This window comes from Bacillus sp. LSHTCR4 (genome assembly GCF_057197025.1).
The window spans coordinates 325,994-352,416 of the sequence record NZ_JBXUNO010000003.1 but is presented as its reverse complement, the minus strand read 5'-3'; the positions used below and the strand labels follow the sequence as shown (position 1 = coordinate 352,416).

Annotated in this window: 25 protein-coding genes; 24 read left to right on the top strand and 1 reads right to left on the bottom strand. The window is 38.3% G+C overall.

Going from position 1 to position 26,423, the window contains the following annotated elements; genetic code table 11:
* Positions 1–79 precede the first annotated feature (79 nt).
* The 4 genes from atpD (at position 80) to AC2CGR_RS21320 (ending at position 3,537) form a co-directional block, all read left to right on the top strand.
* A complete protein-coding gene (gene atpD, locus AC2CGR_RS21335) occupies positions 80–1,486 on the top strand; it encodes a F0F1 ATP synthase subunit beta (protein ID WP_001032595.1) in 1,407 nt (468 codons plus the stop codon).
* Between the two features lie 20 nt (positions 1,487–1,506).
* Positions 1,507–1,908: a F0F1 ATP synthase subunit epsilon gene (gene atpC / locus AC2CGR_RS21330; RefSeq protein ID WP_048528049.1), complete on the top strand. Its 402-nt coding sequence runs from the start codon at positions 1,507–1,509 to the stop codon at positions 1,906–1,908.
* 131 nt (positions 1,909–2,039) lie between these two features.
* A complete protein-coding gene (locus AC2CGR_RS21325; RefSeq protein WP_087968245.1) occupies positions 2,040–2,834 on the top strand; it encodes a DUF975 family protein in 795 nt (264 codons plus the stop codon).
* A 49-nt stretch (positions 2,835–2,883) separates the two neighbouring features.
* Positions 2,884–3,537, top strand: coding sequence for a DUF975 family protein (locus AC2CGR_RS21320; protein WP_087968244.1), 654 nt, complete (start codon positions 2,884–2,886; stop codon positions 3,535–3,537).
* 33 nt (positions 3,538–3,570) lie between these two features.
* Here the strand turns inward: AC2CGR_RS21320 and AC2CGR_RS21315 are convergent, their stop codons facing one another.
* Entirely contained in the window at positions 3,571–6,300 is a 2,730-nt protein-coding gene (locus AC2CGR_RS21315) for a putative bifunctional diguanylate cyclase/phosphodiesterase (RefSeq protein ID WP_087968243.1), read from the bottom strand.
* A gap of 268 nt (positions 6,301–6,568) precedes the next feature.
* Between AC2CGR_RS21315 and nuoA the strand changes: the two genes are divergently transcribed.
* The 20 genes from nuoA to spoIIQ all read left to right on the top strand — a co-directional run bounded on the left by nuoA (position 6,569) and on the right by spoIIQ (position 26,338).
* Entirely contained in the window at positions 6,569–6,937 is a 369-nt protein-coding gene (gene nuoA, locus AC2CGR_RS21310; protein ID WP_000179273.1) for an NADH-quinone oxidoreductase subunit NuoA, read from the top strand.
* Entirely contained in the window at positions 6,928–7,446 is a 519-nt protein-coding gene (gene nuoB / locus AC2CGR_RS21305; protein ID WP_000236331.1) for an NADH-quinone oxidoreductase subunit NuoB, read from the top strand. Before nuoA ends, nuoB begins: the two co-directional genes overlap by 10 nt.
* Positions 7,443–8,585, top strand: a complete 1,143-nt coding sequence (locus AC2CGR_RS21300) for an NADH-quinone oxidoreductase subunit C (RefSeq protein WP_484481131.1) — start codon at positions 7,443–7,445, stop codon at positions 8,583–8,585. Before nuoB ends, AC2CGR_RS21300 begins: the two co-directional genes overlap by 4 nt.
* 3 nt (positions 8,586–8,588) lie before the next feature.
* Positions 8,589–9,689, top strand: a complete 1,101-nt coding sequence (gene nuoD, locus AC2CGR_RS21295) for an NADH-quinone oxidoreductase subunit NuoD (RefSeq protein WP_484481130.1) — start codon at positions 8,589–8,591, stop codon at positions 9,687–9,689.
* A complete protein-coding gene (nuoH, locus tag AC2CGR_RS21290) occupies positions 9,689–10,690 on the top strand; it encodes an NADH-quinone oxidoreductase subunit NuoH (protein ID WP_000573430.1) in 1,002 nt (333 codons plus the stop codon). Before nuoD ends, nuoH begins: the two co-directional genes overlap by 1 nt.
* A gap of 25 nt (positions 10,691–10,715) precedes the next feature.
* Complete coding sequence (nuoI, locus tag AC2CGR_RS21285; protein ID WP_000677191.1) at positions 10,716–11,135, top strand: NADH-quinone oxidoreductase subunit NuoI; 420 nt, start codon at positions 10,716–10,718, stop codon at positions 11,133–11,135.
* Positions 11,132–11,656, top strand: coding sequence for an NADH-quinone oxidoreductase subunit J (locus AC2CGR_RS21280; RefSeq protein ID WP_484481129.1), 525 nt, complete (start codon positions 11,132–11,134; stop codon positions 11,654–11,656). Before nuoI ends, AC2CGR_RS21280 begins: the two co-directional genes overlap by 4 nt.
* A complete protein-coding gene (gene nuoK, locus AC2CGR_RS21275) occupies positions 11,649–11,963 on the top strand; it encodes an NADH-quinone oxidoreductase subunit NuoK (RefSeq protein ID WP_000100078.1) in 315 nt (104 codons plus the stop codon). Before AC2CGR_RS21280 ends, nuoK begins: the two co-directional genes overlap by 8 nt.
* A gap of 29 nt (positions 11,964–11,992) precedes the next feature.
* Complete coding sequence (gene nuoL, locus AC2CGR_RS21270) at positions 11,993–13,855, top strand: NADH-quinone oxidoreductase subunit L (RefSeq protein WP_484481128.1); 1,863 nt, start codon at positions 11,993–11,995, stop codon at positions 13,853–13,855.
* Positions 13,852–15,354 carry an NADH-quinone oxidoreductase subunit M gene (locus AC2CGR_RS21265; RefSeq protein ID WP_087964156.1) on the top strand — a complete coding sequence of 501 codons (1,503 nt, stop codon included), beginning with the start codon at positions 13,852–13,854 and terminating at the stop codon, positions 15,352–15,354. The genes nuoL and AC2CGR_RS21265 overlap by 4 nt, the downstream gene beginning before the upstream one ends.
* 7 nt (positions 15,355–15,361) lie before the next feature.
* Positions 15,362–16,876, top strand: a complete 1,515-nt coding sequence (gene nuoN, locus AC2CGR_RS21260; protein WP_484481155.1) for an NADH-quinone oxidoreductase subunit NuoN — start codon at positions 15,362–15,364, stop codon at positions 16,874–16,876.
* Positions 16,877–17,089: 213 nt separating this feature from the next.
* Positions 17,090–17,326 carry a DUF1146 family protein gene (locus AC2CGR_RS21255; protein ID WP_000940742.1) on the top strand — a complete coding sequence of 79 codons (237 nt, stop codon included), beginning with the start codon at positions 17,090–17,092 and terminating at the stop codon, positions 17,324–17,326.
* 51 nt (positions 17,327–17,377) lie between these two features.
* A complete protein-coding gene (locus AC2CGR_RS21250) occupies positions 17,378–18,082 on the top strand; it encodes a YwmB family TATA-box binding protein (protein WP_412678146.1) in 705 nt (234 codons plus the stop codon).
* A gap of 39 nt (positions 18,083–18,121) precedes the next feature.
* Entirely contained in the window at positions 18,122–19,426 is a 1,305-nt protein-coding gene (murA, locus tag AC2CGR_RS21245; RefSeq protein ID WP_000411264.1) for a UDP-N-acetylglucosamine 1-carboxyvinyltransferase, read from the top strand.
* Positions 19,427–19,632: 206 nt separating this feature from the next.
* Positions 19,633–20,652, top strand: coding sequence for a stage II sporulation protein D (gene spoIID, locus AC2CGR_RS21240; protein WP_000672666.1), 1,020 nt, complete (start codon positions 19,633–19,635; stop codon positions 20,650–20,652).
* A 135-nt stretch (positions 20,653–20,787) separates the two neighbouring features.
* Positions 20,788–22,404: a long-chain fatty acid--CoA ligase gene (locus AC2CGR_RS21235; RefSeq protein WP_484481127.1), complete on the top strand. Its 1,617-nt coding sequence runs from the start codon at positions 20,788–20,790 to the stop codon at positions 22,402–22,404.
* A gap of 116 nt (positions 22,405–22,520) precedes the next feature.
* Positions 22,521–23,528, top strand: a complete 1,008-nt coding sequence (locus AC2CGR_RS21230; protein ID WP_087964161.1) for a LytTR family transcriptional regulator DNA-binding domain-containing protein — start codon at positions 22,521–22,523, stop codon at positions 23,526–23,528.
* Positions 23,529–23,721: 193 nt separating this feature from the next.
* A complete protein-coding gene (locus AC2CGR_RS21225) occupies positions 23,722–24,564 on the top strand; it encodes an ABC transporter ATP-binding protein (RefSeq protein ID WP_000170839.1) in 843 nt (280 codons plus the stop codon).
* Positions 24,564–25,271 carry an ABC transporter permease gene (locus tag AC2CGR_RS21220; RefSeq protein ID WP_131101178.1) on the top strand — a complete coding sequence of 236 codons (708 nt, stop codon included), beginning with the start codon at positions 24,564–24,566 and terminating at the stop codon, positions 25,269–25,271. Before AC2CGR_RS21225 ends, AC2CGR_RS21220 begins: the two co-directional genes overlap by 1 nt.
* 161 nt (positions 25,272–25,432) lie before the next feature.
* Positions 25,433–26,338, top strand: coding sequence for a stage II sporulation protein SpoIIQ (spoIIQ, locus tag AC2CGR_RS21215; RefSeq protein WP_087964163.1), 906 nt, complete (start codon positions 25,433–25,435; stop codon positions 26,336–26,338).
* Positions 26,339–26,423: the final 85 nt, after the last annotated feature.

The window sequence follows — 26,423 nt, the reverse complement described above, 5'->3', positions numbered from 1 at the left end:
AAGCTAAACTAATAAAAAAATTAAAAGCTAACCTCTCTGATAGAGGTAGCTAATTAAAAGAAAGCTAGGAGGGAACCCGATGAATAAAGGGCGCGTTACGCAAATCATGGGTCCGGTTGTAGACGTTAAGTTTGATGGCGGAAAGCTACCAGAAATCTACAATGCCCTTACGGTAAAACAAAGCAACGAAAACGGAAGCATGAACTTAACATTTGAAGTTGCACTTCATTTAGGTGATGATACAGTTCGTACAGTTGCGATGTCTTCCACAGATGGACTTGTTCGTGGCACAGAAGTAGAAGATACTGGTAAAGCAATCTCTGTACCAGTTGGTGATGCAACACTTGGACGTGTATTCAACGTATTAGGTGATGCAATTGACTTAGATGGTGAACTTCCTGCGGATGTACACCGTGATCCAATTCACCGTCAAGCACCTGCATTCGAAGAATTATCTACTAAAGTAGAAATTCTTGAAACTGGTATTAAAGTAGTAGACTTACTTGCTCCTTACATTAAGGGTGGTAAAATCGGTCTATTCGGTGGTGCCGGCGTAGGTAAAACAGTATTAATTCAGGAATTAATTAACAACATCGCACAAGAGCACGGTGGTATCTCTGTATTCGCTGGTGTAGGTGAGCGTACTCGTGAGGGTAATGACTTATACCACGAAATGAGCGACTCTGGCGTAATCAAGAAAACGGCGATGGTATTCGGACAAATGAATGAGCCACCTGGAGCACGTCAACGTGTTGCATTAACAGGTTTAACAATGGCTGAGCATTTCCGTGATGAGCAAGGACAAGACGTACTTCTGTTCATCGATAACATCTTCCGTTTCACGCAAGCGGGTTCTGAAGTATCTGCCCTTCTTGGTCGTATGCCATCTGCGGTAGGTTACCAACCAACACTTGCAACAGAAATGGGTCAATTACAAGAGCGTATTACATCTACAAATAAAGGGTCTATCACGTCTATCCAAGCGGTATATGTACCAGCCGATGACTATACTGACCCAGCACCAGCTACAACGTTCGCTCACTTAGATGCAACAACAAACTTAGAGCGTCGTTTAACACAAATGGGTATTTACCCAGCCGTAGATCCATTAGCATCTACATCTCGTGCACTTTCTCCAGAAATCGTAGGAGAAGAGCATTATGAAGTGGCTCGTCAAGTACAGCAAACTTTACAACGTTACAAAGAGCTTCAAGATATCATCGCTATTCTAGGTATGGATGAGTTATCTGAAGAAGATAAGTTAGTTGTACATCGTGCTCGTCGTATTCAATTCTTCTTATCTCAAAACTTCCACGTAGCGGAGCAGTTTACAGGTCAAAAAGGTTCTTACGTACCTGTAAAAAATACAGTTAGTGGTTTCAAAGAAATTCTAGAAGGAAAATATGATGACCTTCCAGAAGATGCATTCCGCTTAGTAGGTGGCATTGAAGAAGTTATTGAAAACGCGAAGAAAATGATGGCGTAAGGCCTTAGGAGGGACGAAGTATGAAGACATTTCCAGTCAGTATTGTAACTCCTGATGGACCGGTTTACGAAAAAGAAGTAGAAATGGTAAGTGTAAAAGCAGAGAGTGGGGAAATGGGGATCTTACCAGGTCACATTCCAACTGTTGCACCATTAAAAATTAGTGCAGTTCGTCTGAAAAATGGTGGACACACTGATTATGTAGCAGTAAGTGGTGGCTTTATCGAAGTTCGTCCAGATAAAGTAACTGTATTATCATCATCTGCTGAAGAAGCAAGCCATATCGATATCCATCGTGCAAATGAAGCGAAGCGTCGTGCTGAGCAACGTATGCAAGATAAACAAGCACATGTTGACTTTAAACGTGCAGAAATGGCATTACAACGTGCTGTGAACCGTTTAAACGTTTCCGATATGAAATAAAAAAATCCGTAAAGGCTTTGCCTTTACGGATTTTTTTATGTAGTTTATGGATAATTTTACAAAAATGGTATAATTATATTGGTGCTTGTATAAGTAGAGAATGTACAACAATTTATAAAGGGGATGAATAAATGATCGGTGAAATGAAGCGAGAAGCATTGCACTCTTTAAAAGGAAAATGGGGACTAGGTGTTGGATCAACGATTTTATATCATATTATAAGTTACGTCGTTTCAATGGCTATAATGCTTATACTATTAATTCCAGGGGTTATAATAATTCTTTTATTGTCTATTTCAACTGGTTCAATTGAAGAAGACGCGATGGCAATTGGAGCTGCTATTACGTTTGGGCTTTTTTACTGCCTTATGATAATTTTAAGTTATGCGGCTTATGGCATTACCTCGTACGGTTATACGAATTTGTTTCTACAAATAAGCAAACGAGAAGATGCTAGAGTAGATTATTTATTTGAAGGATTTCGTGGTTTTAAAAGAATGATAAAAACAATGTGGGCTATGCTTGCGATTTTGTTATATACAGGTACATGGGTTCCGATGTTAGGAACGATTGTATTTGGGCTATTAGGTTTTCTTGATGAGAATGCAAATCCATCATTTATAATTGTTTTCTTTATTTTATTAGCTATTTCGTTTATTGTAATGGCTATTTTGTATTTTTCATATTCGATGACATATTATGTGATGGTTGAAAAACCAGAATATAGTGTTTCGCAGGCAATGAAAGAAAGTAAGAATCTGATGAAGGGGCACAAATTAGATTTATTTCTTTTATGGCTAAGTTTTATAGGGTGGGCCATTTTGGCGATTTTTACACTTGGAATAGGATTTCTATGGCTTAGTCCGTACGTGAGTACAACGACAGCGCATTTTTATCGCTACATTTCAAAGGGTGAATTGCAGTAGGAGTATGCTATACTAATAGAATTATTGTGTATAGGAGGCGAGGCTAAACATGATTAGTGATTTAAAAGGAGAAGCACTGGATTCATTAGAAGGGAAATGGGGCTTAGCTGTCGGGGCAACATTACTGATTTCGATTCTTCTTACGACCTTTAGTTTTAGTATTGAGTGGGTATTTTCTTCAATTTTTGATTGGAAAGAAACAAAAAATTCAATTTCAATAAATATCATTACATTTTTTGTTACTGGGCCTTTAACTTTAGGTGGATATTATCTTGCTTTAAATATCCTTCGTGAAAAGCAAGCTAGTATCGGTAATGTGTTCATTTGGTTTTCAGAGGGAAAGAGATTTTTAAAGTCATTTTTATTATATTTATTAGTAAATCTTTATCTTTTCTTATGGACGTTACTGTTCATTATCCCAGGCATCATTAAATCATTTTCTTATGCGATGACGTATTTTATAATAAATGACCATCCTGAGTATTCTATAAATCAAGCGATTACAGAAAGCCGTCGTATGATGGATGGACATAAGATGGAGTATTTCATTTTATGTTTAAGCTTTATTGGCTGGTTTATATTAAGCTGTATTACACTCGGTATTGGATTCCTATGGCTAATTCCATATTTTTATACGACGTCAGCAGCCTTTTATGAAGAGATTGCAGAGGAGTATTACGAGAAAAAAACTCCGACATTTTAAAGTAAATAGCATGATAAAAACACCCAGTATGAGCTATTGATTCATACTGGGTGTTTTTTGTAGAAATCTTATAAATTGATGACTAGTAAGTGGTTTACTGAAATAGTAACCTTGCATATATTTACAGTTGTTCTTTTGTAGAAACTTAAGTTGTTTTTCTGTTTCAATTCCTTCAGCAACGACAGAAAGGTTCAAAGTATTTGCAAGGGAAAGGATAGTGGAAACGATGGCCCTTTCTTCAGGCCGATGATCGGCTAGTTGTGTAAATTCTCTCGGTACTTTTAATGTATCAATAGGGAAAATGGATAAATAAGCGAGAGAAGAATAGCCGGTCCCGAAGTCATCAATGGACGTTTGAATACCATATTCCTTTAATTGCTTTAGCTTGGATAATGTTTCTTTTTCATCAATCATTGCAATTCGTTCTGTTAACTCAAGTGTTACATCTTTTGGATCGACTTTAACGTCTGTTATTATTTGTAAAATGTTTGTGATTAAATTATTTTGCTGGAACTCTTTAGCTGATAAGTTAACACTTATTTTTAAATCTTTATAGCCAAAAGTATGCCATATTTTTAGCTGACGACAAGATTCATTTAATACCCAATGACCAAGTGGAATGACTTGAGGAGTCTCCTCTACAATTGGAATGAACTCACATGGCGGAATGTCACCTAGGAGTGGGTGTTTCCAGCGTAGTAATGCTTCAGCACCAATAATCTTTTTCGTCGTAATATCAATTTGTGGTTGATAGACGAGATAAAATTCTTCGTTTACTAAAGCGAGTGGTAAATCTTTTTCAATTCGGGCTTTTCGTTCCGTTTTTTTATACAATTCTTTCGTGTACAGAGAGCTACCATTTTTCCCTTTATTTTTTGCTTCGTACATGGCCATATCAGCATGTTGTAAAATGGATAAAGGATCTTCACCTGCTTCAGGATATATTGCAATCCCGATGCTCGGTGAGATTTGTAAATGTTGATTTTCAATTTCGAATGGTTCGTTCATGGCTGCTACAATTGTATCAGCTATTTTTTTTACATCTGGCCTCTTTTTATAATTTTCGATAAGGATCGTGAACTCATCTCCAGCTAATCGGGCAAGCTTCATATTTGGTGTCGCTATACTTTCGAGTCTTTTTGCTACTGCAATTAATAGAAGGTCTCCTACCCTATGACCGAGGGTATCGTTAATAACTTTAAAGCGATCTAGGTCAAGAAACATAACAGCAAAAGGCATCTTTGATATTTCGGATCGAGCGATTGCTTGTTCTACATATTGATGAAATGCGCGCCGATTTGCAAGCTCTGTTAGCGTATCGTGATATGCTAGAAAATTAATTTGTTCTTGTTGTTGTTTGCTTTCTGTAATATCTTTGATCATTAAATACACTCCAGAAATATGGTTCTTTAAAAAGATAGGAACAGCTGTCACATGCAAGTAGTAAATATCTCTATTTTTATGATATGCCCGTATTTCTAAAGAAATAGATTTCCCCTTTTTTACGCGATGAAAGGCATTAATGATTTCTTCCAAATCTTCTTCATACGTAAGTGAATAGTAAGGTTGATTTAATAATTCATTCGTTTGATAACCAAGTAAAGTCGTACCAGCGTTATTCACTTTAAGAAAATTACCGTATAAATCTAATGTGAAGATTGGATCTGGATGATGCTCGTATAAAGATTTAAACATTTGTTGGTTATGATATAGTTCATTTTTTTGTTCTACTAAATCTTCTGTACGCAGTTCAATTTGTTTTTCGAGTTCTGAGTTGAATTGCATTTGGGCTAGTAATAATATTTTATTTTGTTTTCGAACTAAACTATGGCGTATGAGAACGAAGGAGAAAGTGATCATAAGCCCGATTACTACAATAGGCGCAAAAACGTATTCAACCAATATGAAAACAATAAGCATTACGACAGAAATATAAGGTAATGATAATCTGATTGATTCTCCAAGTTTAGGTGTTAATAGCACTTGTTCTTGTCTTTCAGGTTCTTTTGTATGAAGAATACAGGCGATTGCTACTAGTACTAAAGTTACTTGATAGAGAGGCGTAATTGTAAACATAGAATACTCCGGTATGAAGTATTTGATATAAGCATAAATCGCATCTGTAGTCGCATATAAAATTAAAGCACTGCCAAGAAGCGCACCAACTTTTTTCGGTAATAAGGAAAGTGGTTTGAATAAAAGGTTAATTCCTATGAGAAAAAAGAGTAAATCAGTCATTGGATAGGTAAGTTGAACAAATATGTCGATATAGGATTTTGAAGAAATGTGAATGGTTCGTTCAATAAGTAAGTAGTAACTTAAAGTAAATTGTGCTGTAACAATAATACAAATATCACATATCATAAAAAGCTTTTCTAATAAATCTCGGTTATAAATAATTTCATATAGAAAGGCAAATGCAAAGCTAATTAAAAAAAGTAGGTAAAAAAAATCAGACGGATCAACGAATGTATAGTAGTCCTTTAAAATTAAACGTTGATAGGCAACGACGATATCACCAATGAAGTAAGAGAGGGTTCCAACAGATAAAATGGTCCAAAATAAACGAGGTAACCCTTCTTTCATGTTTGAAAAATAAAGTATATAACTACAAGCGATAATATCAATGAATAATGTAGTCATGCCAATTAATATTTGAAAAGGAAATGAGTATTCATATAGAAAAGGCATTGCCACGTAATGAATCAATATAGATAATAATGTAATGCTTATAAGAATACTTACATGTGTTTGTTTTTTCATTTATCTCACCCACGGGATATACATATAAATTCCTCTTTTTATTTTTTTTAGTTTCTATACTTATTTTGCACAGGTATAGCGAGTTATAAAAATAGATTTTAATAATTCTCGTTTCTGTCCCCAACATATCGACATAGGAATTTGAAGTTTGCTATAATGATTAAAATAGTTGCATTATTTAGAAAAATTTAAAAATAATAATTACTGCAACTAGGACATATTGTTTACTAAGTGAACTTGTTCTTAATTTAGGGGGGAGGGTTTCACAATGGCAAGTGTATATGAAAATAGTTATATGATCGTTTTGATTTTCTTGCTATTAGGCATATTGCTGCCGGTAGTGGCTCTTACATTAGGAAGGATGCTGCGCCCAAATAAACCAAGTGCAGCGAAAGCGACGACGTATGAGAGTGGGATTGAGCCTTTTCATGATGCAAATATTCGGTTTCATGCTCGTTATTATATTTTTGCTTTATTGTTTGTCATCTTTGATGTAGAAACTTTATTTTTATATCCATGGGCTGTTGCATATGACAAGCTCGGTTTATTTGCACTGATTGAAATGCTCATCTTTGTTGTAATGTTGCTAGTTGGATTAGCGTATGCTTGGAAAAAGAAGGTGTTACAATGGTTATAAATTTTGAAGAATTACATCCAAATGAGCGAGCAGAATTAGAACGAAATATCTTTTTTTCTACATTGGAACAGTTGAAGGGATGGGCGCGAAGTAATTCTTTATGGCCAATGACATTTGGACTGGCATGTTGTGCAATTGAAATGATGGGAGTAGGTTCATCACATTATGATTTAGATCGATTTGGGTCATTTTTTCGAACTTCACCAAGGCAATCGGACGTTATGATTGTGTCGGGAACGGTAACGAAGAAGATGGCTCCTATTGTTCGGCGCTTATATGATCAAATGCCTGAACCAAAATGGGTTATTGCAATGGGATCTTGTGCGACAGCAGGTGGTCCATATGTAAATTCGTACGCTGTTGTAAAAGGTGTAGATCAAATTGTACCAGTTGATGTGTATATCCCTGGTTGCCCACCAAATCCCGCTGCTTTAATTTATGGAATTAATAAATTAAAAGAAAAAATTCGTTACGAGGCAAAGACGGGGAAGCAGGTGACGAATAAATGAGTGATCCAAACAAAGATTTAGAGGATTTGAAAAGAGAAGCGGCTAGGCGTGCGAAAGAAGAGGCAAGAAAGCGTCTCGTTGCGAAACATAATGCGGAAATAAGTAAACTTGAGGAAGAAAATCAAGAAAAAGAGAAAGCGCTACCAAAAAATGATGATATGACTGTGGAAGAAGTGAAACGCCGTGCAGCAGCGGCAGCAAAAGCAAAAGCGGCGGCGTTAGCGAAGCAGAAAAGAGAAGGAATAGAAGAGGTAACGGAAGAAGAGAAGGCCAAAGCGAAGGCGAAGGCAGCAGCTGCAGCGAAAGCAAAAGCGGCGGCGTTAGCGAAGCAAAAAAGAGAAGGAACAGAAGAAGAGGTAACGGAAGAAGAGAAGGCCAAAGCGAAGGCGAAGGCAGCAGCTGCAGCAAAAGCGAAAGCAGCGGCGTTAGCGAAGCAAAAAAGGGAAGGAATAGAAGAGGTAACGGAAGAAGAAAAGGCCAAAGCGAAGGCGAAGGCAGCGGCGCTAGCAAAGCAGAAAGCCTCGCAAGGTGATGGGGATTCGAGAGATGAAAAGGCGAAGGCAATTGCAGCAGCAAAGGCAAAAGCGGCAGCGGCTGCAAGGGCGAAGACGAAGGGTGCTGAAGGTAAGCAGAAAGAGGAACTGAAGCAGGAAGAGCCATCTGTGAATCAACCGTATTTAAATCAATATGTTGAAGTTATTAAGGGGAAGATGGGAGAGGAGATATTAATAGATTCCTACATTAATAAACTTTCCAAAGATGTGCCAACTCTTGTAGTGGAGCCCTCAAAATATTATGAAGTAATGGAGTTACTGCGATTCCATGAGGAACTTGCATTTGATTATATGTCAGAGTTACATGCGACGGATTTTGTGACACATATGGAAGTGTATGTTCATTTATTTTCATATGGAAAGAAACAGTCAGTAGCGGTAAAGGTGAAGCTGGATAGGGAAGTGCCGCAAGTAGAATCAGTGACAGCGCTTTGGAAAGGGGCGGACTGGCCAGAGCGGGAAGCGTATGATTTGCTAGGTATTGTATTTAAGGGGCATCCGAATTTATCACGTATTTTAATGCCCGATGATTGGATAGGACATCCGCTTAGGAAAGATTATGAGCCGTATGATGTGGAGGTGTAGCTAATGATCCGTACAGAAGAAATGCTTTTGAATGTAGGTCCTCAGCATCCGAGTACGCACGGTGTGTTCAGGCTTGTTATTAAGATTGACGGGGAAATTATTAAAGAAGCTACACCGGTTATTGGATATTTGCATCGCGGGACCGAAAAGATTGCAGAGAGCTTACAGTATACGCAAATTATCCCTTATACAGATCGGATGGACTATTTATCGGCTATGACGAATAATTACGTCATTTGCCACGCTGTAGAGACGATGATGGGGCTTGAAATTCCGGAGCGGGCCGAATACTTGCGAGTGCTTGCGATGGAGCTTGGAAGGATTGCGAGTCATCTCGTTTGGTGGGGAACAAATCTTCTTGATATAGGGGCAGTTAGCCCGTTTTTGTATGCGTTTCGTGAGCGAGAGATGATTATTAATTTATTAAACGAATTATGCGGTGCCCGGCTTACTTTTAACTATATGAGAGTCGGCGGTGTGAAATGGGATGCGCCAGATGGTTGGATTGAAAAAGTGGAAGAATTTGTTCCGTATATGAGAGAGCAATTGGCAGGTTACCATGATCTTGTTAGTGGCAATGAGATTTTCTTAAATCGTGTAAAAGGCGTTGGCATATATAGCGCGGAAGAAGCGATTTCGTATTCTTTAAGCGGAGCGAATTTGCGGTGTGCCGGAGTAAACTGGGATCTTCGCAAGGATGAACCGTACTCCATTTATGATCGGTTTGACTTTGATATTCCTGTTGGGAGCGTGGGGGATGCTTGGGATCGCTATGTTTGCCGCATGCAGGAAATTGAGGAGTCCTTAAAAATTGTCGAGCAAGCTGTGCAGCATTTCCCAAAAGAAGGAGCAGTACTTGCGAAAGTACCGAAAATTATTAAGGCTCCTAAAGGGGAAGCGTTCGTCCGTATAGAATCGCCGCGAGGAGAGATTGGTTGCTATATTGCTAGTGATGGAAAGAAAGAGCCGTACCGTTTGAAGTTTCGCAGGCCGTCTTTTTACAATTTGCAAATTTTACCGAAGTTATTGAAAGGTGAAAATATCGCCAATTTAATTACGATTTTGGGTGGAGTTGATATTGTACTTGGGGAGGTTGATGGCTGATGATTGAAACGCTCTTACAATCACCTTCAAGCTGGACGAATTTCTTCATTTTTTTCGGATTAGCGGTACTCCTATTATTTGCAGTCCTTGGCTTCGTTACATATGGTATTTTGGCAGAACGGAAAGTGATGGGTTTTATGCAAGGGCGGATTGGACCAAACCAAGTTGGAGGCCGGTTTGGTCTGCTACAAACGGTAGCCGATGTTTTAAAGCTATTACTGAAAGAAGATAGTATTCCGAAGGCGGCAGATAAACCGTTGTTTATATTAGCGCCTGTTATTGCATTCGCGCCAGCATTTATGGTTCTAGCAGTTATCCCATTTACTGATAAATTTCAGTTCGCGGATATTGGCGTAGGCTTACTGTATTACATTGCTGTTTCTGGCATTACGACGATTGGTGTCGTAACCGGAGGATGGGCATCAAATAATAAATATTCCCTTTTAGGAGGGATGCGTGCGGCGGCGCAAATGATTTCTTATGAAATTCCGCTTGTAATGAGTGTAATTGGCATCGTTTTGTTAGCGGGTAGCCTAAATTTAAATGAAATCGTAGCGGCACAGGAGAATGTTTGGTACATTTTCGTGCAACCAATCGGTTTCGTTGTATTTTTAATCGCAGCGGTAGCGGAGTTAAATAGGACGCCGTTTGATTTACCAGAAGCTGAGTCGGAGCTTGTTTCTGGATATCATACGGAATACTCAGGGTTTCGCTGGGCGTTTTTCATGCTTTCAGAGTACGTATATTTCTTCGGGATGGCATCTTTAATTACAGTGCTCTTTTTAGGCGGATGGAATCCAGTTATGTTCCTTGGATTTATCCCAGGTGCCGTATGGTTTGCTTTAAAGTTTAGCAGTGTAGTCTTTCTATTAATTTGGTTCCGCGTTACGTTTCCGCGTATAAGAGGTGATCAGTTAATGGAGTTTGGCTGGAAAGTATTATTGCCAATTGCACTTGCAAATATTTTCTTAACGGCATTGATTAAGGAGTTATTCTTCTAATCTATGAAGGGGGTGCCAGTAAGAGATGAAAGGGCTATTTAAAGGATTAAAATATACACTAAGCAATTTGAGTAAGAAGAAGGTGACGTATGATTATCCGAATCAACCGTTGCCATTGCCAGATCGTTTTCGAGGGATTCAAAAGTTTTATCCAGAAAAGTGTATTGTTTGTAACCAGTGCTCCAATATTTGTCCGACAGACTGTATTCAGTTAACGGGGAAAAAACATCCGGATCCTACGAAAAAAGGAAAAATTATCGACACGTACGATATTAATTTTGAAATTTGTATTCTATGTGATTTATGTACTGAAGTTTGTCCGACAGAGGCAATTGTCATGACAAATAACTTTGAACTTGCGGAATATTCACGTGATGACTTATTTAAAAATTTGCAGTGGCTTGATGAAAACGACGAAAATGTCAGGAAGGAGAATAAAGCATGAATGGCGAGTTTGTAGCATTCTTCATACTATCCTTGTCTGCAATTATCGGCGGCGTTCTTATGTTGAATTTAACGAAAGTCATGCATATGATGCTAGCTCTCGTTCTGACATTCCTCAGCATTGCAGGTTTGTACTTTCTTTTATCAGCTGAATTTATCGGGGTTGCACAAATTTTACTTTACTCAGGTGCGATCACAATTATTATGATTTTTGGCATTATGTTAACGAAACATAATGCAGAAAATGAATCTCGTCTTACTCTTCGAAAATGGATTATCTTCTTTGCGGTTGTAGCATTCGGGGCAGTTATGTATTTCGCTGTTAACAATATTGATTTTGCAAATGAAAGCACACAAGGAAGTTTACCTCTCCATGAAAAAAACACACTTCAAATCGGTACACTTCTCTATTCAGAATATATTATTCCATTTGAGCTAACTTCAGTTATTTTACTTGTAGCACTTGTTGGCGCAATTATTCTTGCGAAGAAGGATGAGGAAGAGGAGGATTCCAATGAGTAGCGTTCCTGCTTCTGCGTATTTAACGCTTGCGATTATTTTATTTTGCATCGGTTTATTTGGAGCTTTAACGAAACGAAATACAGTGATTGTATTAGTTTGTATTGAATTAATGCTTAACGCAGCCAATTTAAATTTAGTAGCGTTTAGTAAATTAGGTTTGTTCCCAAATTTAACAGGGCAAATTTTCTCTCTGTTTACGATGGCCGTAGCGGCAGCGGAGGCGGCGGTAGGACTCGCCATTTTAATTGCTTTATATCGTAATCGTACGACAGTTCATGTAGATGAAATGGATACGCTCAAAGGATAACATTGTGACCGAAAAGGGGGAAGGAAACAATGATCGATTATGTATGGCTCATACCGCTTTTCCCGCTTGTTTCGTTTTTGTTATTAATTATATTCGGGAAGAAAATTAGAGAAGGAAGCAGTGTACTTAGTATTTTCTTCGTCTTTCTCTCCTTTATATTTGCGGTACTTGTATTAATAGAACGGTTTTCGACAGTACCAGTGAAGCATAAGTGGGTATGGCTTAGAGCTGGAGATATTGATATATCATTTGGCTTTGAAGTGACAGCATTAGGGGCTTTAATGCTGTTTATCGTTACACTTGTGAGTTTACTTGTACACGTGTATTCGAAAGGTTATATGAAAGGCGAGGAAAGATTATCAACCTTTTATGCTTATTTAGGACTCTTTACATTTGCGATGCTGGGGCTCGTTATATCACCGAATTTACTACAGCTTTATATATTTTGGGAGTTAGTAGGCCTTGGTTCATTCTTACTCATCGGTTTTTATTTCTTTAAAGAAGAAGCGAAGGCTGCCGCGAAAAAGGCTTTTATTATGACACGTATTGGGGATGTCGGTTTATTTATTGGGATGATCCTAATTTTCTGGCATGCAGGTAGTTTTGAATATGACGCAATCTTTAGAGCGATTCATACGGGTGATCTTACTCCTACAATGATTACAATAACGGCGATATTAATTTTTATCGGGGCGATGGGGAAATCAGGTCAGTTCCCGCTTCATACGTGGTTACCGGATGCGATGGAAGGGCCGACGCCTGTTTCGGCACTTATTCATGCGGCGACGATGGTCGCAGCTGGCGTATATTTAGTAGCAACGATGTTTCCGCTATTTTCAGCAAGTGCGGTGGCGATGCAGACAGTGGCAATCGTTGGAGCCTTCACTGCAATCTTTGCGGCTTCTATCGGTCTTGTACAAACGGATATAAAGAGAGTGCTTGCTTATTCTACAGTTAGCCAGCTCGGGTATATGATGCTTGCGTTAGGATCTGCTGGTTATGTAGCTGGTGTTTTCCATTTAACGACACATGCCTTTTTTAAAGCGCTACTATTTTTGGCAGCAGGAAGTGTCATTCATGCAGTGCATACGCAAAACATTAATAAAATGGGCGGTTTACAGAAGAAGATGAAAGTAACGGGTGTACTATTTTTAATCGGTACCCTTGCAATTAGTGGTGTGCCACTCCTTTCTGGCTTCTTTAGTAAAGATGAAATTTTAGCAGCGGCTTGGATGAACGGCAATTACGTTTTATTCATATTAGCAGTAATTGCAGCATTTTTAACAGCATTTTACATGTTCCGCTTATACTTCCTTGTCTTTACTGGAGAGGCGAAGACGAAAGAAGAGGTGCATGAATCGCCCCGCATTATGACGTATCCGATGATCGTCCTTGGCGTCCTTGCAGTAGTGGCAGGTTATATAAATACACCGTGGTTTGGAACGTTTCTCGGGGATTGGCTTATGAAAGATGTAGCATTTAAAGCACGAGAGGCACACGGACCAGTTTGGATTATGATTGTTGCGACGCTCGTTTCATTTACTGGGATTGTTCTCGCATATTTCATATATAGCAAGAAATCTATTTCTAGAGATTGGGCTGGTGGCAAGGAAGCCTCCCTTTATAAACTTTTGAAAGAAAAATATTATGTGGATGAACTATACAATATGACGGTGCTCCCTATTACGAAAGGAATCGCTCAAGTGCTTCGCCTATTTGAAGTGTATGTAGTCGAAGGAATTGCCGTTTTAATAGGGAGTTTAGTGAAAGGGATAAGTGCAATTGGCTCGAGACTCCAAAACGGAAATGTACAAGTGTACGGGACTGTAACAGCTGTTTCACTTGCAGTACTCTTCATTATTTTGCTCTATACGGGAGGGGATTTACGATGAATGATTTGTTATTAACGTTCTTCATTTTTTCCCCACTTTTAGGAATTCTCTTACTTGCATTCACGCCGAAAAAAGAATCGCGTACAGTGCGAGCACTTGGTTTATTTGGAACGGTGCTTCCATTTGGAATGGCTCTCGTCCTCGCTTGTACATATGCTTCTGGAAAGAGTTTGTCTCTATTTGATGAAAAAGTGAAATGGATTAAATTTGGGGATTTTGCAGCGGTGGATAAAAGATGGTTTTCCATTTATTACGAGCTTGGTATTGATGGTTTATCGCTCGTTATGATGGTGCTGACGGCCCTTCTAGCGATGCTTGCAGCAATTGCCGCATTTACTATTAAAAAGAATTTGAAAGCATTTTATATGCTGTTACTCATGTTAGAAATAGGGATGCTCGGTGTCTTCGCTGCTCAAAATTTAATGTTGTTCTTTATCTTCTTTGAAATTACATTGCCACCAATGTTTTTATTAATTGGGAAGTGGGGGAAATTGTCGAGTGAAAAGGCTGCTTATAGTTATTTAATATATAACGGTATTGGCTCCGCTATTTTGCTCATCGTTTTCTCGGTTTTATTTGCGAAAACAGGTACAACAAATATTACAGAGCTTAGAGAAATATTAACGAGTGTAGGTGCTGGGGGAGGAATGGTTGTCCCAAATAGCTTACAGTTCGGTTTGTTTCTTGCCATAATGATTGCTTTTGCGATTAAACTACCCGTTTTCCCGTTACATCGCTGGATGGTCAATGTACATATTGAAGCACATCCGGCTGTAGTTATGCTTCATGCAGGTGTTTTACTGAAGATTGGGGCATACGGTATAATCCGCTTCGGACAGGGGCTATTCCCGGATTACTTTCGCGAGTTTGCAACGTTCATTGCGATTTTAGGAGTCATCAATTTATTGTACGGAGCATTCTTAGCGCTCATTCAAACGGACTTTCGGAAGGTGCTTGCTTACTCTAGTATTTCACATATGGGTATTGTATTAATGGGCCTTGCGGCATTAAATGCACCAGGTACACAAGGAGCACTATTCCAAGTTGTTTCGCACGGTTTAATTGCAGCCTTACTCTTTTTCTTACTCGGTGTTATAGAACAGCGTTTTGGAACGTCGGATATTACAGCGCTTGGCGGACTTGCAAAAAGTGTACCCGTACTTAGCGGGTTCTTCTTAGCGGGAGGAATGGCATCGCTTGGATTGCCGGGGATGTCCGGATTTGTTAGCGAGTTTCTTGCCTTTCTCGGTTTATTCCAAGGAGAGCCAGTCGTTGCTACGGCCGGAGTACTTGGCATCATTTTAACCGCTGTATACGTATTAAGGGCAACACTTCAAGTAACATTTGGTAAGAAAGAGTGGGAAGCGAAAGCTGATATACACGGATGGGAGTATGTTCCTATATTGCTACTTATCTTCTGCATTATTGCAATTGGCGTAATGCCAGAAATACTAGGGGATCCGCTTCAAAATACATTGAAAACATTGGGGGTGAAGTAGGATGGATATGAATACGTTACTTAGCTTATCGTGGCATCTCATGGTGCCAGAATTCATTATTCTCGGAGCTGCCATCCTTCTTTCCATATGTGATTTGTTTTTTAAGCTGAACCATAGATACGTAGCGCTTGGTGCAATCGGTGCGGTCGTATTAGCAATCGTGTCACTAACTACGCTATATAGCGAACCAGCGGGAGACATTTTAAATGGATCGTTTGTGTTAGATGGATTTTCAAAAGGATTTAAAACGTTGTTGTTAGGCGGTGCGGCCCTCATTTTATGCATCGCAATGAGCGATGATAAGAAGAATTCAATTGAAGATAAGGGAGAATATTATTACTTATTTTTAATGGCGCTTCTTGGGGCGATGTTTATGGCTTCTAGCGTTGATTTCATTACACTTTTCGTCGGTTTAGAATTGCTTTCACTCTCTTCCTACATTTTAGTAGGAATACGAAAAAAGAATCGTGCATCAAATGAGGCAGCAATGAAATATGTCATTAACGGAGGAATTGGAACGGCAATTACGCTCTTTGGAATGAGTTATTTATACGGCATTACAGGATCAACTAATATCGTGGATATGCAAAAAGTATTTGCCGGGGAACTGGCTGGTGGTATTCAGTTATTGCTAGCTCTTGCATTTCTACTATTACTCGTTGGGCTTTCATTCAAAATTGCGACAGTGCCGTTTCATATGTGGGCGCCTGATGTGTATGAGGGAGCGGCTACACCTGTTACTGCTTTTCTTGGAACGATTTCTAAAATTGCGGGGTTCTTACTCATTATTCGTTTGTTCCTCATGGTTTTTGCAAGTGTATCGGTGCAAGGAGACATGCAATCTTTATATGGGCGTATGAGCATATACATCGCTGTGCTAGCTAGTATTACGATGATTATTGGAAATGTAGTCGCATTAAAGCAATATAACGTAAAACGCCTATTTGCTTATTCAGGAATCGCGCATGCGGGATATTTACTCGTTCCGCTTGTAGCATTATCGCCATTTACGATGGATGGCATGTGGTTTTACATGCTTGCGTATATGCTTATGAATATAGGCGCGTTTGCAATTATCCACGGCTTAATCTTACAAAGCGACAAAGAAAATATCACCATTTTCACTGGATTATATAAAAGGTCGCCATTTACAGCGATCGTGATGACGATTTTTATTTTATCGCTAGCAGGGATACCAGGAACAGCTGGTTTCGTTGGGAAAATTAACATCTTTTTAGGGGCCCTTCATGTAGAGCCAGCTCATTACGTACTAGCTTCTATTATGATGGGGACGACAGTCATTTCATTCGTATATTATTTCCGTATTTTACAGCAAATGTTTTTCCGTACGGGAGAAGTAGAAGAGGAAGTTCGTTTGCCACTCAATATAAAGGTTGTGATGAGCCTTTGCGCAATTTCGATTGTAATACTAGGGATTATGCCGATGATTGGATACAATTTCTTTTATGAATATTTTCCATTAATGAAAGATTTCTTCTTCTTAGGGAACGTGGTACAATAGTGAAAATAAAAGGTGTGGAGTCGTTACTCTGCGCTTTTTATTTTGTGTGAATTACAATTGAAAATACATATAAGTATACGTTTTTAAAGAGAAAAATTATGATGTAACATGTAAGATGCTTATTTGTATTTGAAAAAGTGTGGCTCCTACTTATTATGGTATCGTTTTTATAAGATTTCGTAAGTAGTAGCTGGGTAAAAAGGGGTCGGTTTTTTGGCACATCTTTTAGGGCAACAAGCACTGATTGCCATTGTTTCGCATTTATTGTTTATTACCATTACGTGGTGGGCCTTACAAGGTATTCACATTGAGCGTTTAATGAAGCCTGGAAAGGTGATGCAGACGAGAGTATTACTCATCTTAATTACAATTGCAATTGGGACATCTGTAAGTAACTTTTTCCTTGATTATTTAGGCTATTCAAAGAGTTTAACGTATTTAGTAAAGTAAGTGTATAGAACCTCAAATCTCCGTTAACAATGGGGATAGGAGGGGATGAAATTGAAGCTTAAAGCCATTCTTATTGTTGCACTTAGTGTTGTTTTATTTTTGGTTGGATATAGAGAGATGAAACCGATAAGCAATGAACAGAAGATGGAGAACATGATCGCAGCTGTAGAGAAAAATGATGCTAAAGTAGAGAAATGGTCATGGTTAGCACGAGAAACAAAAACAATTTCTAATATACATACGTTTCAAAAGTTGTTAAACGATGTGAAGGACAAGGCGAATATTCAAAAGTGGGAATTAGAGCAATCTCCAGATGGATATAAAGCTACATCCTATAAAAAATTTTCTTCCTATGAAGAACGAGTAGTAGTAACTTGGAGTAAGGAAAATACTAAAGAAAACACTTTCATTATCTTTGAAGTAAGCGGGGCAAAATGGGACCCGAAGTATATTCAGAAAACGAATAAAATTTTTAGTGAAAAACCTATAATTTACACTTGTGTTCAAGGTGTACTGAATGATAAGATTGAAGGTGTTTTGCAAAATAAAACCAATCAGGTTTTGAAAGATCTTTCAGCAAGAGCGATCGAACAGATAGAAGAAAGAGCATTTGTGTCAGTCTCCGCATACAATAAAAAGTGGGATGACGCTCTTTCAACAAATAGAGAGAAAATAAATGTGCAAATAGCAATACGTTCTACAGACAACAAAGATACAATTGTGGTTGGCACACCGATCATAACTTCTGAGTATTGAGTGAATAGATACTGAAAAAAGGACACGGAGGGGAATAATTTGGAAAAGATCATCGTCCGTGGCGGAAAGCGGTTAAACGGCACAGTGCGTGTTGAGGGCGCAAAAAATGCTGTATTACCTATAATCGCTGCAGCCCTATTAGCGAGTGATGGAAAGAATGTACTATCTGAAGTACCAGTTTTGTCTGATGTATACACAATTAATGAGGTATTACGTCATTTAAATGCTGAAGTCGTATTTGAAAATAATCAAGTAACAATCGATGCTTCTAAAGAACTAAACATTGAAGCACCATTTGAATATGTACGTAAAATGCGTGCATCTGTTCAAGTAATGGGACCATTATTAGCACGTAACGGTCGTGCTCGTATTGCACTTCCTGGTGGATGTGCAATTGGTTCACGTCCAATTGACCAACATTTAAAAGGCTTCGAAGCAATGGGAGCAAAAGTACAGGTTGGTAATGGTTTTGTTGAGGCATACGTTGAGGGAGAACTAAAAGGAGCTAAAATTTATTTAGACTTCCCAAGCGTGGGCGCAACAGAAAATATTATGTCTGCAGCTACATTAGCAAAAGGGACAACAATCCTTGAAAACGCAGCGAAAGAACCAGAAATCGTTGACTTAGCTAACTTCTTAAATGCGATGGGAGCGAAAGTACGCGGAGCTGGAACTGGAACGATTCGTATCGAAGGCGTTGATAAATTATATGGTGCAAACCACTCTATTATTCCTGACCGTATTGAAGCGGGAACATTCATGGTTGCAGCGGCAATTACAGGTGGAGACATCTTAATTGAAAATGCTGTGCCTGAACATTTACGCTCAATTACAGCGAAAATGGAAGAAATGGGTGTTAAAATTATTGAGGAAAATGAAGGTGTACGTGTTATCGGCCCAGATAAGTTAAAAGCGGTTGATATTAAAACTATGCCTCATCCAGGTTTCCCAACAGACATGCAATCACAAATGATGGCATTATTACTACAAGCTGATGGAACAAGTATGATTACAGAAACGGTATTCGAAAACCGCTTTATGCACGTTGAAGAATTCCGTCGTATGAATGCTGATATTAAAATCGAAGGTCGTTCTGTTATTATGAACGGTCCAAACAGCTTACAAGGTGCTGAAGTAGGCGCAACTGATTTACGTGCTGCAGCTGCATTAATTTTAGCTGGTTTAGTATCAGAAGGTTACACTCGTGTAACTGAGTTAAAGCATCTTGACCGTGGTTATGTAGATTTCCATAAGAAATTAGCTGCATTAGGTGCAACTATTGAACGTGTAAACGAAAAAGTAGAAGAAGTGAAAGAACAAGAAGTTTCTGATCTTCACGCTTAATTGAAATAGTCTCTACGTCTTTTGACGTAGGGGCTATTTTTTTGGGTTATTACTGTTATAGTCAAGAAATTCTATACTTATGCACGTACCAGTAAAAATATTTAGAAAATTTTGTTTTATATGGGTCCCCTTAAGTATGTTCTAAAAGAAAGAGTTGTTCCATAAGAATGAATGGAGTAAAGCTTTTTTATATTGGGGGAAATAAGATGAAATTTTCAAAGCCACTTTTTATTACGGTAGCGCTTCTCATAGCGCTCGTTATCATTGTACCTGCTGCTCTTGTTATTCCATTTGCGAAAGCAAAAGTAGGGGAAAAAGCAGCTTCTAAAACTCCTCCAGCGATAGAAAGTATACCAGCTCCAGGGAAAGTGGATACAGCGGTTCAAGTTGCTGTATATCGTGAGAAACAAAAGAAGGTAGAATCATTACCTATGGAGGAGTATGTGACCGGTGTAGTAGCTTCTGAGATGAATGCCAGTTTTGAAATAGAGGCGCTAAAGGCGCAGGCATTAGCAGCGAGAACATTTGTAGTCCAGCGTATGCTAAGCGGAGGAAAGAAAAACAATGCGGACGTGACAGATACGGTGAAAGATCAAGTGTACAAAAGCAAAGAAGAATTGAAGAAACAATGGGGCAATAACTACGAAAATAATTTGAAGAAAATTGAAGAAGCTGTTTCGAAAACCGCAGGACAAGTTTTAACGTATGAGGGAAAGCCAATCTCAGCATCATTCTTCTCAACGAGTAATGGCCGGACAGAAAATGCGGCTGATTATTGGGGGAATGATTATCCGTACTTAAAGAGCGTAGATAGTCCGTGGGATCAAGCTTCTCCAAAATTTACGAGCGAGCAAACCTTTACAGTAGCTGACTTTCAAAAACGTCTCGGTGTGAAAGTGCTAGCAGACGGAAAAGTTGGTGATATTAAAGGGCGTACGGAAGGAAAACGTGTAAAAGATGTAGCATTTCAAGGGAAAACATTAACCGGAAGAGATGTGCGTGACAAATTAGATTTACGCTCCTCTGATTTCACGTGGAAACAAGAGGGAGATAAAATTGTTGTTACGACGAAAGGCTTCGGCCACGGCGTTGGCATGAGCCAATACGGAGCAAACGGCATGGCAGCAGAAGGCAAGAAATATACAGATATCGTTGCTCATTACTACAAAGGCGTTGAAATAAAGACGATGAACGATTATGAAGGTAAGTTGATGGTGAAGAAGTAGGATGCAAAAGGAGCTAATTTTAATTAGCTCCTTTTGTCATTATTTGTAGAAAACAAATGAAAGGTGACTTGCACGCCTCGTGTTATAATACAGTTATGTGAATATATAAAACATAATAACAGGGGGTAATGAAACATGATGATGGATGTACCACTTCTCATTCCGTCAATGCTGGAACGAGCAGAGAAATATTTTTCGAAAAAGGAAGTTGTTTCACGGACTGCATCGCGTATTCATACATTAACATACGGAGAAATTGCAAAGCGGACGCGCAGACTTGCTAGCGTATTAACGAAAATGGGAATTGAACAAGGGGATAAAGTAGGTACGATTGCTTGGAATCACCATAGACATTTGGAAGCATACTTTGCGATTCCAGGAATCGGAGCAGTGCTACATACAATTAACTTAAGACTTTCCGCTGACCATATTTCATATATTATTAACCATGCAGAAGATAAGATCATTCTTGTCGATGAAGATATGGTGCCTATATTAGAAAGTATTCAACACGAAATCCCGCATATAAAAGCCTTTATCATTATGACAGACGATCATAAACTACCTCACACAACACTATCACCAGCATACCATTACGACCAACTACTCGAAGAAGGCGATGAGACATTTCCATTTGTAAAAGACTTAGATGAAAAAGAACCGGCCGGTATGTGCTACACATCGGCTACGACAGGGAAACCGAAAGGTGTAGTTTACACACACCGTAGTATTGCACTCCACAGCTATACACTGGGACTTGCAGATGGCGGGAATATATCGGAAGTAGATACTTGTATGCCTGTCGTTCCGATGTTCCATGTTAATGCATGGGGATTACCATTTGCGAGTACGTGGTTTGGGACAAAACTTGTATTACCAGGACCGCATTTCACACCGAAGATTTTAGCAGAATTAATTGAAAGAGAAAACGTCACAATTACAGCTGGCGTGCCGACGATTTGGATTGGCTTATTGCAAGAGCTAGAAAAACATCCATATGATATTAGCAGTATAAAAACGATATGGTCAGGTGGATCAGCTGCCCCATTAAGTATGATTCGTACGTATGAAGAGAACTATGAAATTGCATTTAGACAAATATATGGAATGACAGAAACAAGTCCGGCTGTTGTCATTAACTGTCCAAAATCATATCAACGTGATTTACCGAAAGAAGAATATTATAATTTACGTTCGCGCCAAGGTTATTTATTCCCTGGTCTAGAAATGAAAGTGATTGGACAAGACGGTGAAATTAAGTGGGATGGAGAAGAGATGGGAGAACTCTGTTTAAGGGGGCCATGGATCGCTGGTAGCTATTATAAGGATGAGCGTACAGAGGAATCAATGAAAGACGGTTGGCTCCACACAGGAGATATTGTTACGGTTGATTCGGAAGGATTTATTAAAATTGCTGATCGGACAAAAGACTTAATTAAAAGCGGAGGTGAATGGATTTCTTCCGTAGATTTAGAAAATGCCTTAATGTCACACGATAAAGTGTTAGAAGCATCTGTTGTGGCGGTGCCGCATGAAAAATGGCAAGAACGTCCTGTTGCTTGTGTTGTATTAAAAGAGGGACAAGCAGTTGAAAGAGAAGAGCTGTACGCTTTATTAGAAGCAGAATTTCCGAAATGGTGGATGCCAGATGATATTTTATTTGTAAACGAAATTCCGAAAACATCTGTAGGGAAATTCTTAAAGAGAGCTTTGCGTGATCAGCTTAAGACGTATATGGTAGAGCAGAAATAGAGAAGAAGGCTGTCCTTTCATTTGGATAGCCTTCTTTTTATAGTACTTCGTAATATGTCTAAATTTTCCATTAATTATTTGGTATAATAAGATAAAAAGTATTTGGGGGAGACAGAATGGCGTTACTGGAGTTGAAACAATTAGGGAAGACGAACCAGTTACCGGCAGTTGAACTGAAGGTCGGGAAGGGGCAATGTGTTGTTTTGCAATGTAATAACCATACAGCTAAAGTGTTGCACCGCATTATTATTGGTGAGGAAGAAGCTTCAACTGGCAATGTACTATTTGAGGGAGCGTCGATTGGAAAGAAAAACTATTCTCGCATCGGCTTTTGTTTTTTGAAAGATGAAGCATATGATCGTTTGAAGGTGAAGGAATACTTTAAGTTTTTAATAGGGCTGTATGAATCGAATATGAGTACGGAAGAAGTTGTACAATATGTCGGTCTCTTAGATAAGTTAAATGTTAAAATAGAAAAATTATCATTTTCAGAGAAACGTCGGCTTCATATCGGGCGAGTGATGATTCATAATCCAGATTTAATTATTTTGGAAGAGCCGGAGCAAAATGTAGATATAGAGAGCACGATTATTATTCGAAAAGCGATTATGAAAATGAAAGAGCAAGGCAAGGCAATTTTTATTACGTCATCTTTCCTATCGGATGCCCTTTCGTTAACAGAAGATGTATACATATTAAACAATGATGGTGTGAAAAAAGTAGAAATTGAACAAGAGGAAGCGGAAGAAGTCGATGAAGAAAAAGTCATTCAAATGATTCCGCAAATGAAGTTAGAAAGAATACCAGCGAAAGTGAATGATAAAATCATTTTACTTGATCCAATGGAGATCCATTTCATTGAAACGCAAAGCGGAGTGACACATGTTCATGTTCGTGAAGGGGATTTCGTATGCGCATTAACATTAAGTGAACTAGAAGTAAGATTAACAGGTTTTGGTTTCTTTAGATGTCATCGCTCGTACCTTGTGAATTTACAAAGGGTACGAGAAGTGATTACTTGGACTCGTAATAGCTTTAGTTTAATTTTGGATGACGAAAGAAAAAGTTCAATTCCGCTTTCGAAAGGACGAATGGATGAGTTAAAAGGTGTAATTGGCCTATAAAATTCGCTCCAATAAGCTCAAAATATGATTCATTCACCGGTAAAAATACTCCTTTTACCGGTATTTTACTGCGTAAACCCTTTGATTTTCATATGATTGAGTCAACAAAAGCGAAACAAACAAACAAACGAACAAACGAAAAGCGCTAAAGCGACTTTCATCTATAAAAGAAAAAAACAAAGGGGATGACGAGATGACATTGGCAATTGAAATGAAAGATGTAATGAAAAGTTTCAACGAAAAAACGGCACTTCGAAATGTAAATATTGAGGTAAAGCAAGGAGAAATTTTTGGATTCCTCGGACCGAGTGGATCTGGGAAAACGACAACAGTAAAAATATTAACTTCTCAATTACTTCATAGCGTTGGAACGGTAAAAGTATTAGGGAAAGATATTACAGGGCCAAGCAGCATCGATTATAAACGAATTGGTATTTTAACAGACAACAGCGGTTTATATGAGAGACTTAGCATTTATGATAACCTACTATTATTTTGTGACTTATACGATTGCAAAAAAGAACGAATTGATGAAGTACTAGCGCAAGTGAACTTATTAGATGATAAAAAAACATTAGTAAAGAAACTATCAAAGGGAATGAAGCAGCGCGTTACATTAGCTAGAGCAATCCTTCATAAACCAGATATCCTCTTCTTAGACGAACCAACATCTGCACTTGATCCAGTAAACGTACAAAACATTCACAAAATCTTAAAAGACTTAAATAAAGAAGGAACGACGATTTTCTTAACGACGCACAACATGGACGAAGCAGAAACGCTTTGTAACCGCATTGCCTTTCTGTGTGGCGGAGAAATTGTAGCGCTTGATACACCGGAGAACCTTCGCTTACAATACGCGAAAGATCAAATACAAGTCGTGTTAAAGGATAAGAAGAAAGAAACGGTACAAAAAGATGAATTAGGTGCAAAACGCATTTCAGAGTGGATGAAAAAAGGAGAACTATTATCCATTCATTCTTATGAGCCAACGTTAGGTGATATCTTTATTGAAGTTACTGGGAGGGGATTATAATGACATTTTCAATGAGACGATTTTCAGCTATTTTTCGAAAAGAGTTACAAGATTTTAAAACGAATTCACAAACTTTAATTATGTTGTTAATGCCACTTGTCTTTTCGGTATTATTTAGTCGCTCCGATAATATGAGAGAAATTGGAGCGAATTCATTAACTGCGATGACGTTAGTTATGGTCGGAGGTTTTGTACAGGCAATGCTCATTGCTGAAGAAAAGGAAAAAAATACTCTTCGTGTTCTTATGCTATCACCAGCATCATCAATTGAAGTATTAATTGGTAAAAGTTCATTAACAGGTCTGATTACAGTTGCAATCTGTTTTATTAATCTACTTATTTTAGGTAAATTAGAAGGTAATTTTGCATTATTATTACTTATCTTTGTTCTCGGAATGTTAATATTTAACCTTATTGGTACTTGTATTGGATTATTAGCTCAAAATGTACCACAAACATCAACAATTGGATTGCCAATATTAATGATATTTCTTTTCGGTGATTTAATTGGAATGTTTGTGAAGAATGAAGTCGTTACAAAAATAATCAATTATTTACCAACTCGTCATATCGGTTTAGCAGTTAGCAGTGTTATAAAGGGGGAGGGGTTTAGTGCAATTACTAGTAATTTATTGAACATAATAATTTGGTTAGTTGCGGTACTTGTTATTACACTCTTCGTGTATAGAAAGAAACAAATGGACTAAAAACTGAGCTGAAACGCTCAGTTTTTTCTATTTTCTATCATTTCCTCGGAAATTTTACAATTCCCATACATATTTTTACAGATTTTGTCGAAAAGTAATTAGTTATACGTTGTATAGGATGCGTGAATATTGTTCAAAATGATTGCTGAGGTGATGATGGAATGCGAGGAAGAAATAATAAAAAGTCGCAAAAGGTAGTACATTTATTTCAAAAAAGATGGGTGTTTCCGGCACTATACATTGCTTGTGCAGCGGTAATTTTAATGGTTGCGCTATGGTTCCAAGGAGCTAATACGAAGAAGACTCCGAACCAAGATCAAGCAACACCGTATACACAAACGGAAGATCCAGCAGTACCAGTAACGAAATCTTCAGAAGTAGTGAAAATGCCAGCTCCTGCTAATGCAGAAGTAGTCGTACAGAAGAAGTTCTATGAAGATGCAGCAACTGAGGCGGAACAAGAAAAAGCACTTGTCTTTTATAACAACACATATTCCCCGAACAAAGGAATTGACATTGCTGCGAAGAATGGAAAAGAATTCAATGTTACAGCTGCTTTAAGTGGTACAGTAACGAAAGCTGAAAAAGATTCACTTCTTGGTTATGTTGTAACAGTTGATAGCGGAAATGGTGTAGCAGCTTCTTATCAAAGCTTAGGCAGTGTGAAAGTAGAAAAAGGTGCACGAGTTGTACAAGGTGAAGTATTAGGAAAATCCGGTCTAAGTGCAATGAATAAAGAAGCAGGTTCTCACGTTCACTTTGAAGTACGTAAAGACAATGTGGCTGTGAATCCTGAGCGCTATTTAAATAAGTCAGTAGCAGAAATTAAAGCTGATGCAGGTGCTGCAAAGGCAACGAACGCTTCTGGTAAAAAAGCTGATGACAAATCTCAAAAAGAAGAAAAGTCAACGAGCACGAAACCAGAAAATAAAACAGACGACAAGTCTCAAAAAGAAGAGAAATCAACTAGCGGTTCGACTAGTGACAAAAAAGAAGAACCGAAGAAAGAAGAAAAATCAACAAATGGTTCTACAGAATCATCTAACGATTCTTCTTCACAAGAATAAAAAAGTGAAAAAATCAGTTCCCACTAGGGGAGCTGATTTTTTTATTTTTATATAAAAATACTCAATTTCGAGAAAAAAGTTGCAA

Excerpts from the sequence above, each read along its gene's own strand:
- AC2CGR_RS21325 (WP_087968245.1), top strand. The coding sequence starts at position 2,040 with ATGATCGGTGAAATGAAGCGAGAAGCATTGCACTCTTTAAAAGGAAAA.
- AC2CGR_RS21320 (WP_087968244.1), top strand. The coding sequence starts at position 2,884 with ATGATTAGTGATTTAAAAGGAGAAGCACTGGATTCATTAGAAGGGAAA.
- nuoB (WP_000236331.1), top strand. The coding sequence starts at position 6,928 with ATGGTTATAAATTTTGAAGAATTACATCCAAATGAGCGAGCAGAATTA.
- nuoK (WP_000100078.1), top strand. The coding sequence starts at position 11,649 with ATGAGTAGCGTTCCTGCTTCTGCGTATTTAACGCTTGCGATTATTTTA.
- nuoI (WP_000677191.1), top strand. The coding sequence starts at position 10,716 with ATGAAAGGGCTATTTAAAGGATTAAAATATACACTAAGCAATTTGAGT.
- AC2CGR_RS21265 (WP_087964156.1), top strand. The coding sequence starts at position 13,852 with ATGAATGATTTGTTATTAACGTTCTTCATTTTTTCCCCACTTTTAGGA.
- AC2CGR_RS21300 (WP_484481131.1), top strand. The coding sequence starts at position 7,443 with ATGAGTGATCCAAACAAAGATTTAGAGGATTTGAAAAGAGAAGCGGCT.
- nuoA (WP_000179273.1), top strand. The coding sequence starts at position 6,569 with ATGGCAAGTGTATATGAAAATAGTTATATGATCGTTTTGATTTTCTTG.
- nuoN (WP_484481155.1), top strand. The coding sequence starts at position 15,362 with ATGAATACGTTACTTAGCTTATCGTGGCATCTCATGGTGCCAGAATTC.
- nuoH (WP_000573430.1), top strand. The coding sequence starts at position 9,689 with ATGATTGAAACGCTCTTACAATCACCTTCAAGCTGGACGAATTTCTTC.
- nuoD (WP_484481130.1), top strand. The coding sequence starts at position 8,589 with ATGATCCGTACAGAAGAAATGCTTTTGAATGTAGGTCCTCAGCATCCG.
- AC2CGR_RS21220 (WP_131101178.1), top strand. The coding sequence starts at position 24,564 with ATGACATTTTCAATGAGACGATTTTCAGCTATTTTTCGAAAAGAGTTA.
- atpC (WP_048528049.1), top strand. The coding sequence starts at position 1,507 with ATGAAGACATTTCCAGTCAGTATTGTAACTCCTGATGGACCGGTTTAC.
- AC2CGR_RS21235 (WP_484481127.1), top strand. The coding sequence starts at position 20,788 with ATGATGATGGATGTACCACTTCTCATTCCGTCAATGCTGGAACGAGCA.
- atpD (WP_001032595.1), top strand. The coding sequence starts at position 80 with ATGAATAAAGGGCGCGTTACGCAAATCATGGGTCCGGTTGTAGACGTT.
- nuoL (WP_484481128.1), top strand. The coding sequence starts at position 11,993 with ATGATCGATTATGTATGGCTCATACCGCTTTTCCCGCTTGTTTCGTTT.
- spoIIQ (WP_087964163.1), top strand. The coding sequence starts at position 25,433 with ATGCGAGGAAGAAATAATAAAAAGTCGCAAAAGGTAGTACATTTATTT.
- AC2CGR_RS21315 (WP_087968243.1), bottom strand. The coding sequence starts at position 6,300 with ATGAAAAAACAAACACATGTAAGTATTCTTATAAGCATTACATTATTA.
- spoIID (WP_000672666.1), top strand. The coding sequence starts at position 19,633 with ATGAAATTTTCAAAGCCACTTTTTATTACGGTAGCGCTTCTCATAGCG.
- AC2CGR_RS21230 (WP_087964161.1), top strand. The coding sequence starts at position 22,521 with ATGGCGTTACTGGAGTTGAAACAATTAGGGAAGACGAACCAGTTACCG.
- AC2CGR_RS21280 (WP_484481129.1), top strand. The coding sequence starts at position 11,132 with ATGAATGGCGAGTTTGTAGCATTCTTCATACTATCCTTGTCTGCAATT.
- AC2CGR_RS21225 (WP_000170839.1), top strand. The coding sequence starts at position 23,722 with ATGACATTGGCAATTGAAATGAAAGATGTAATGAAAAGTTTCAACGAA.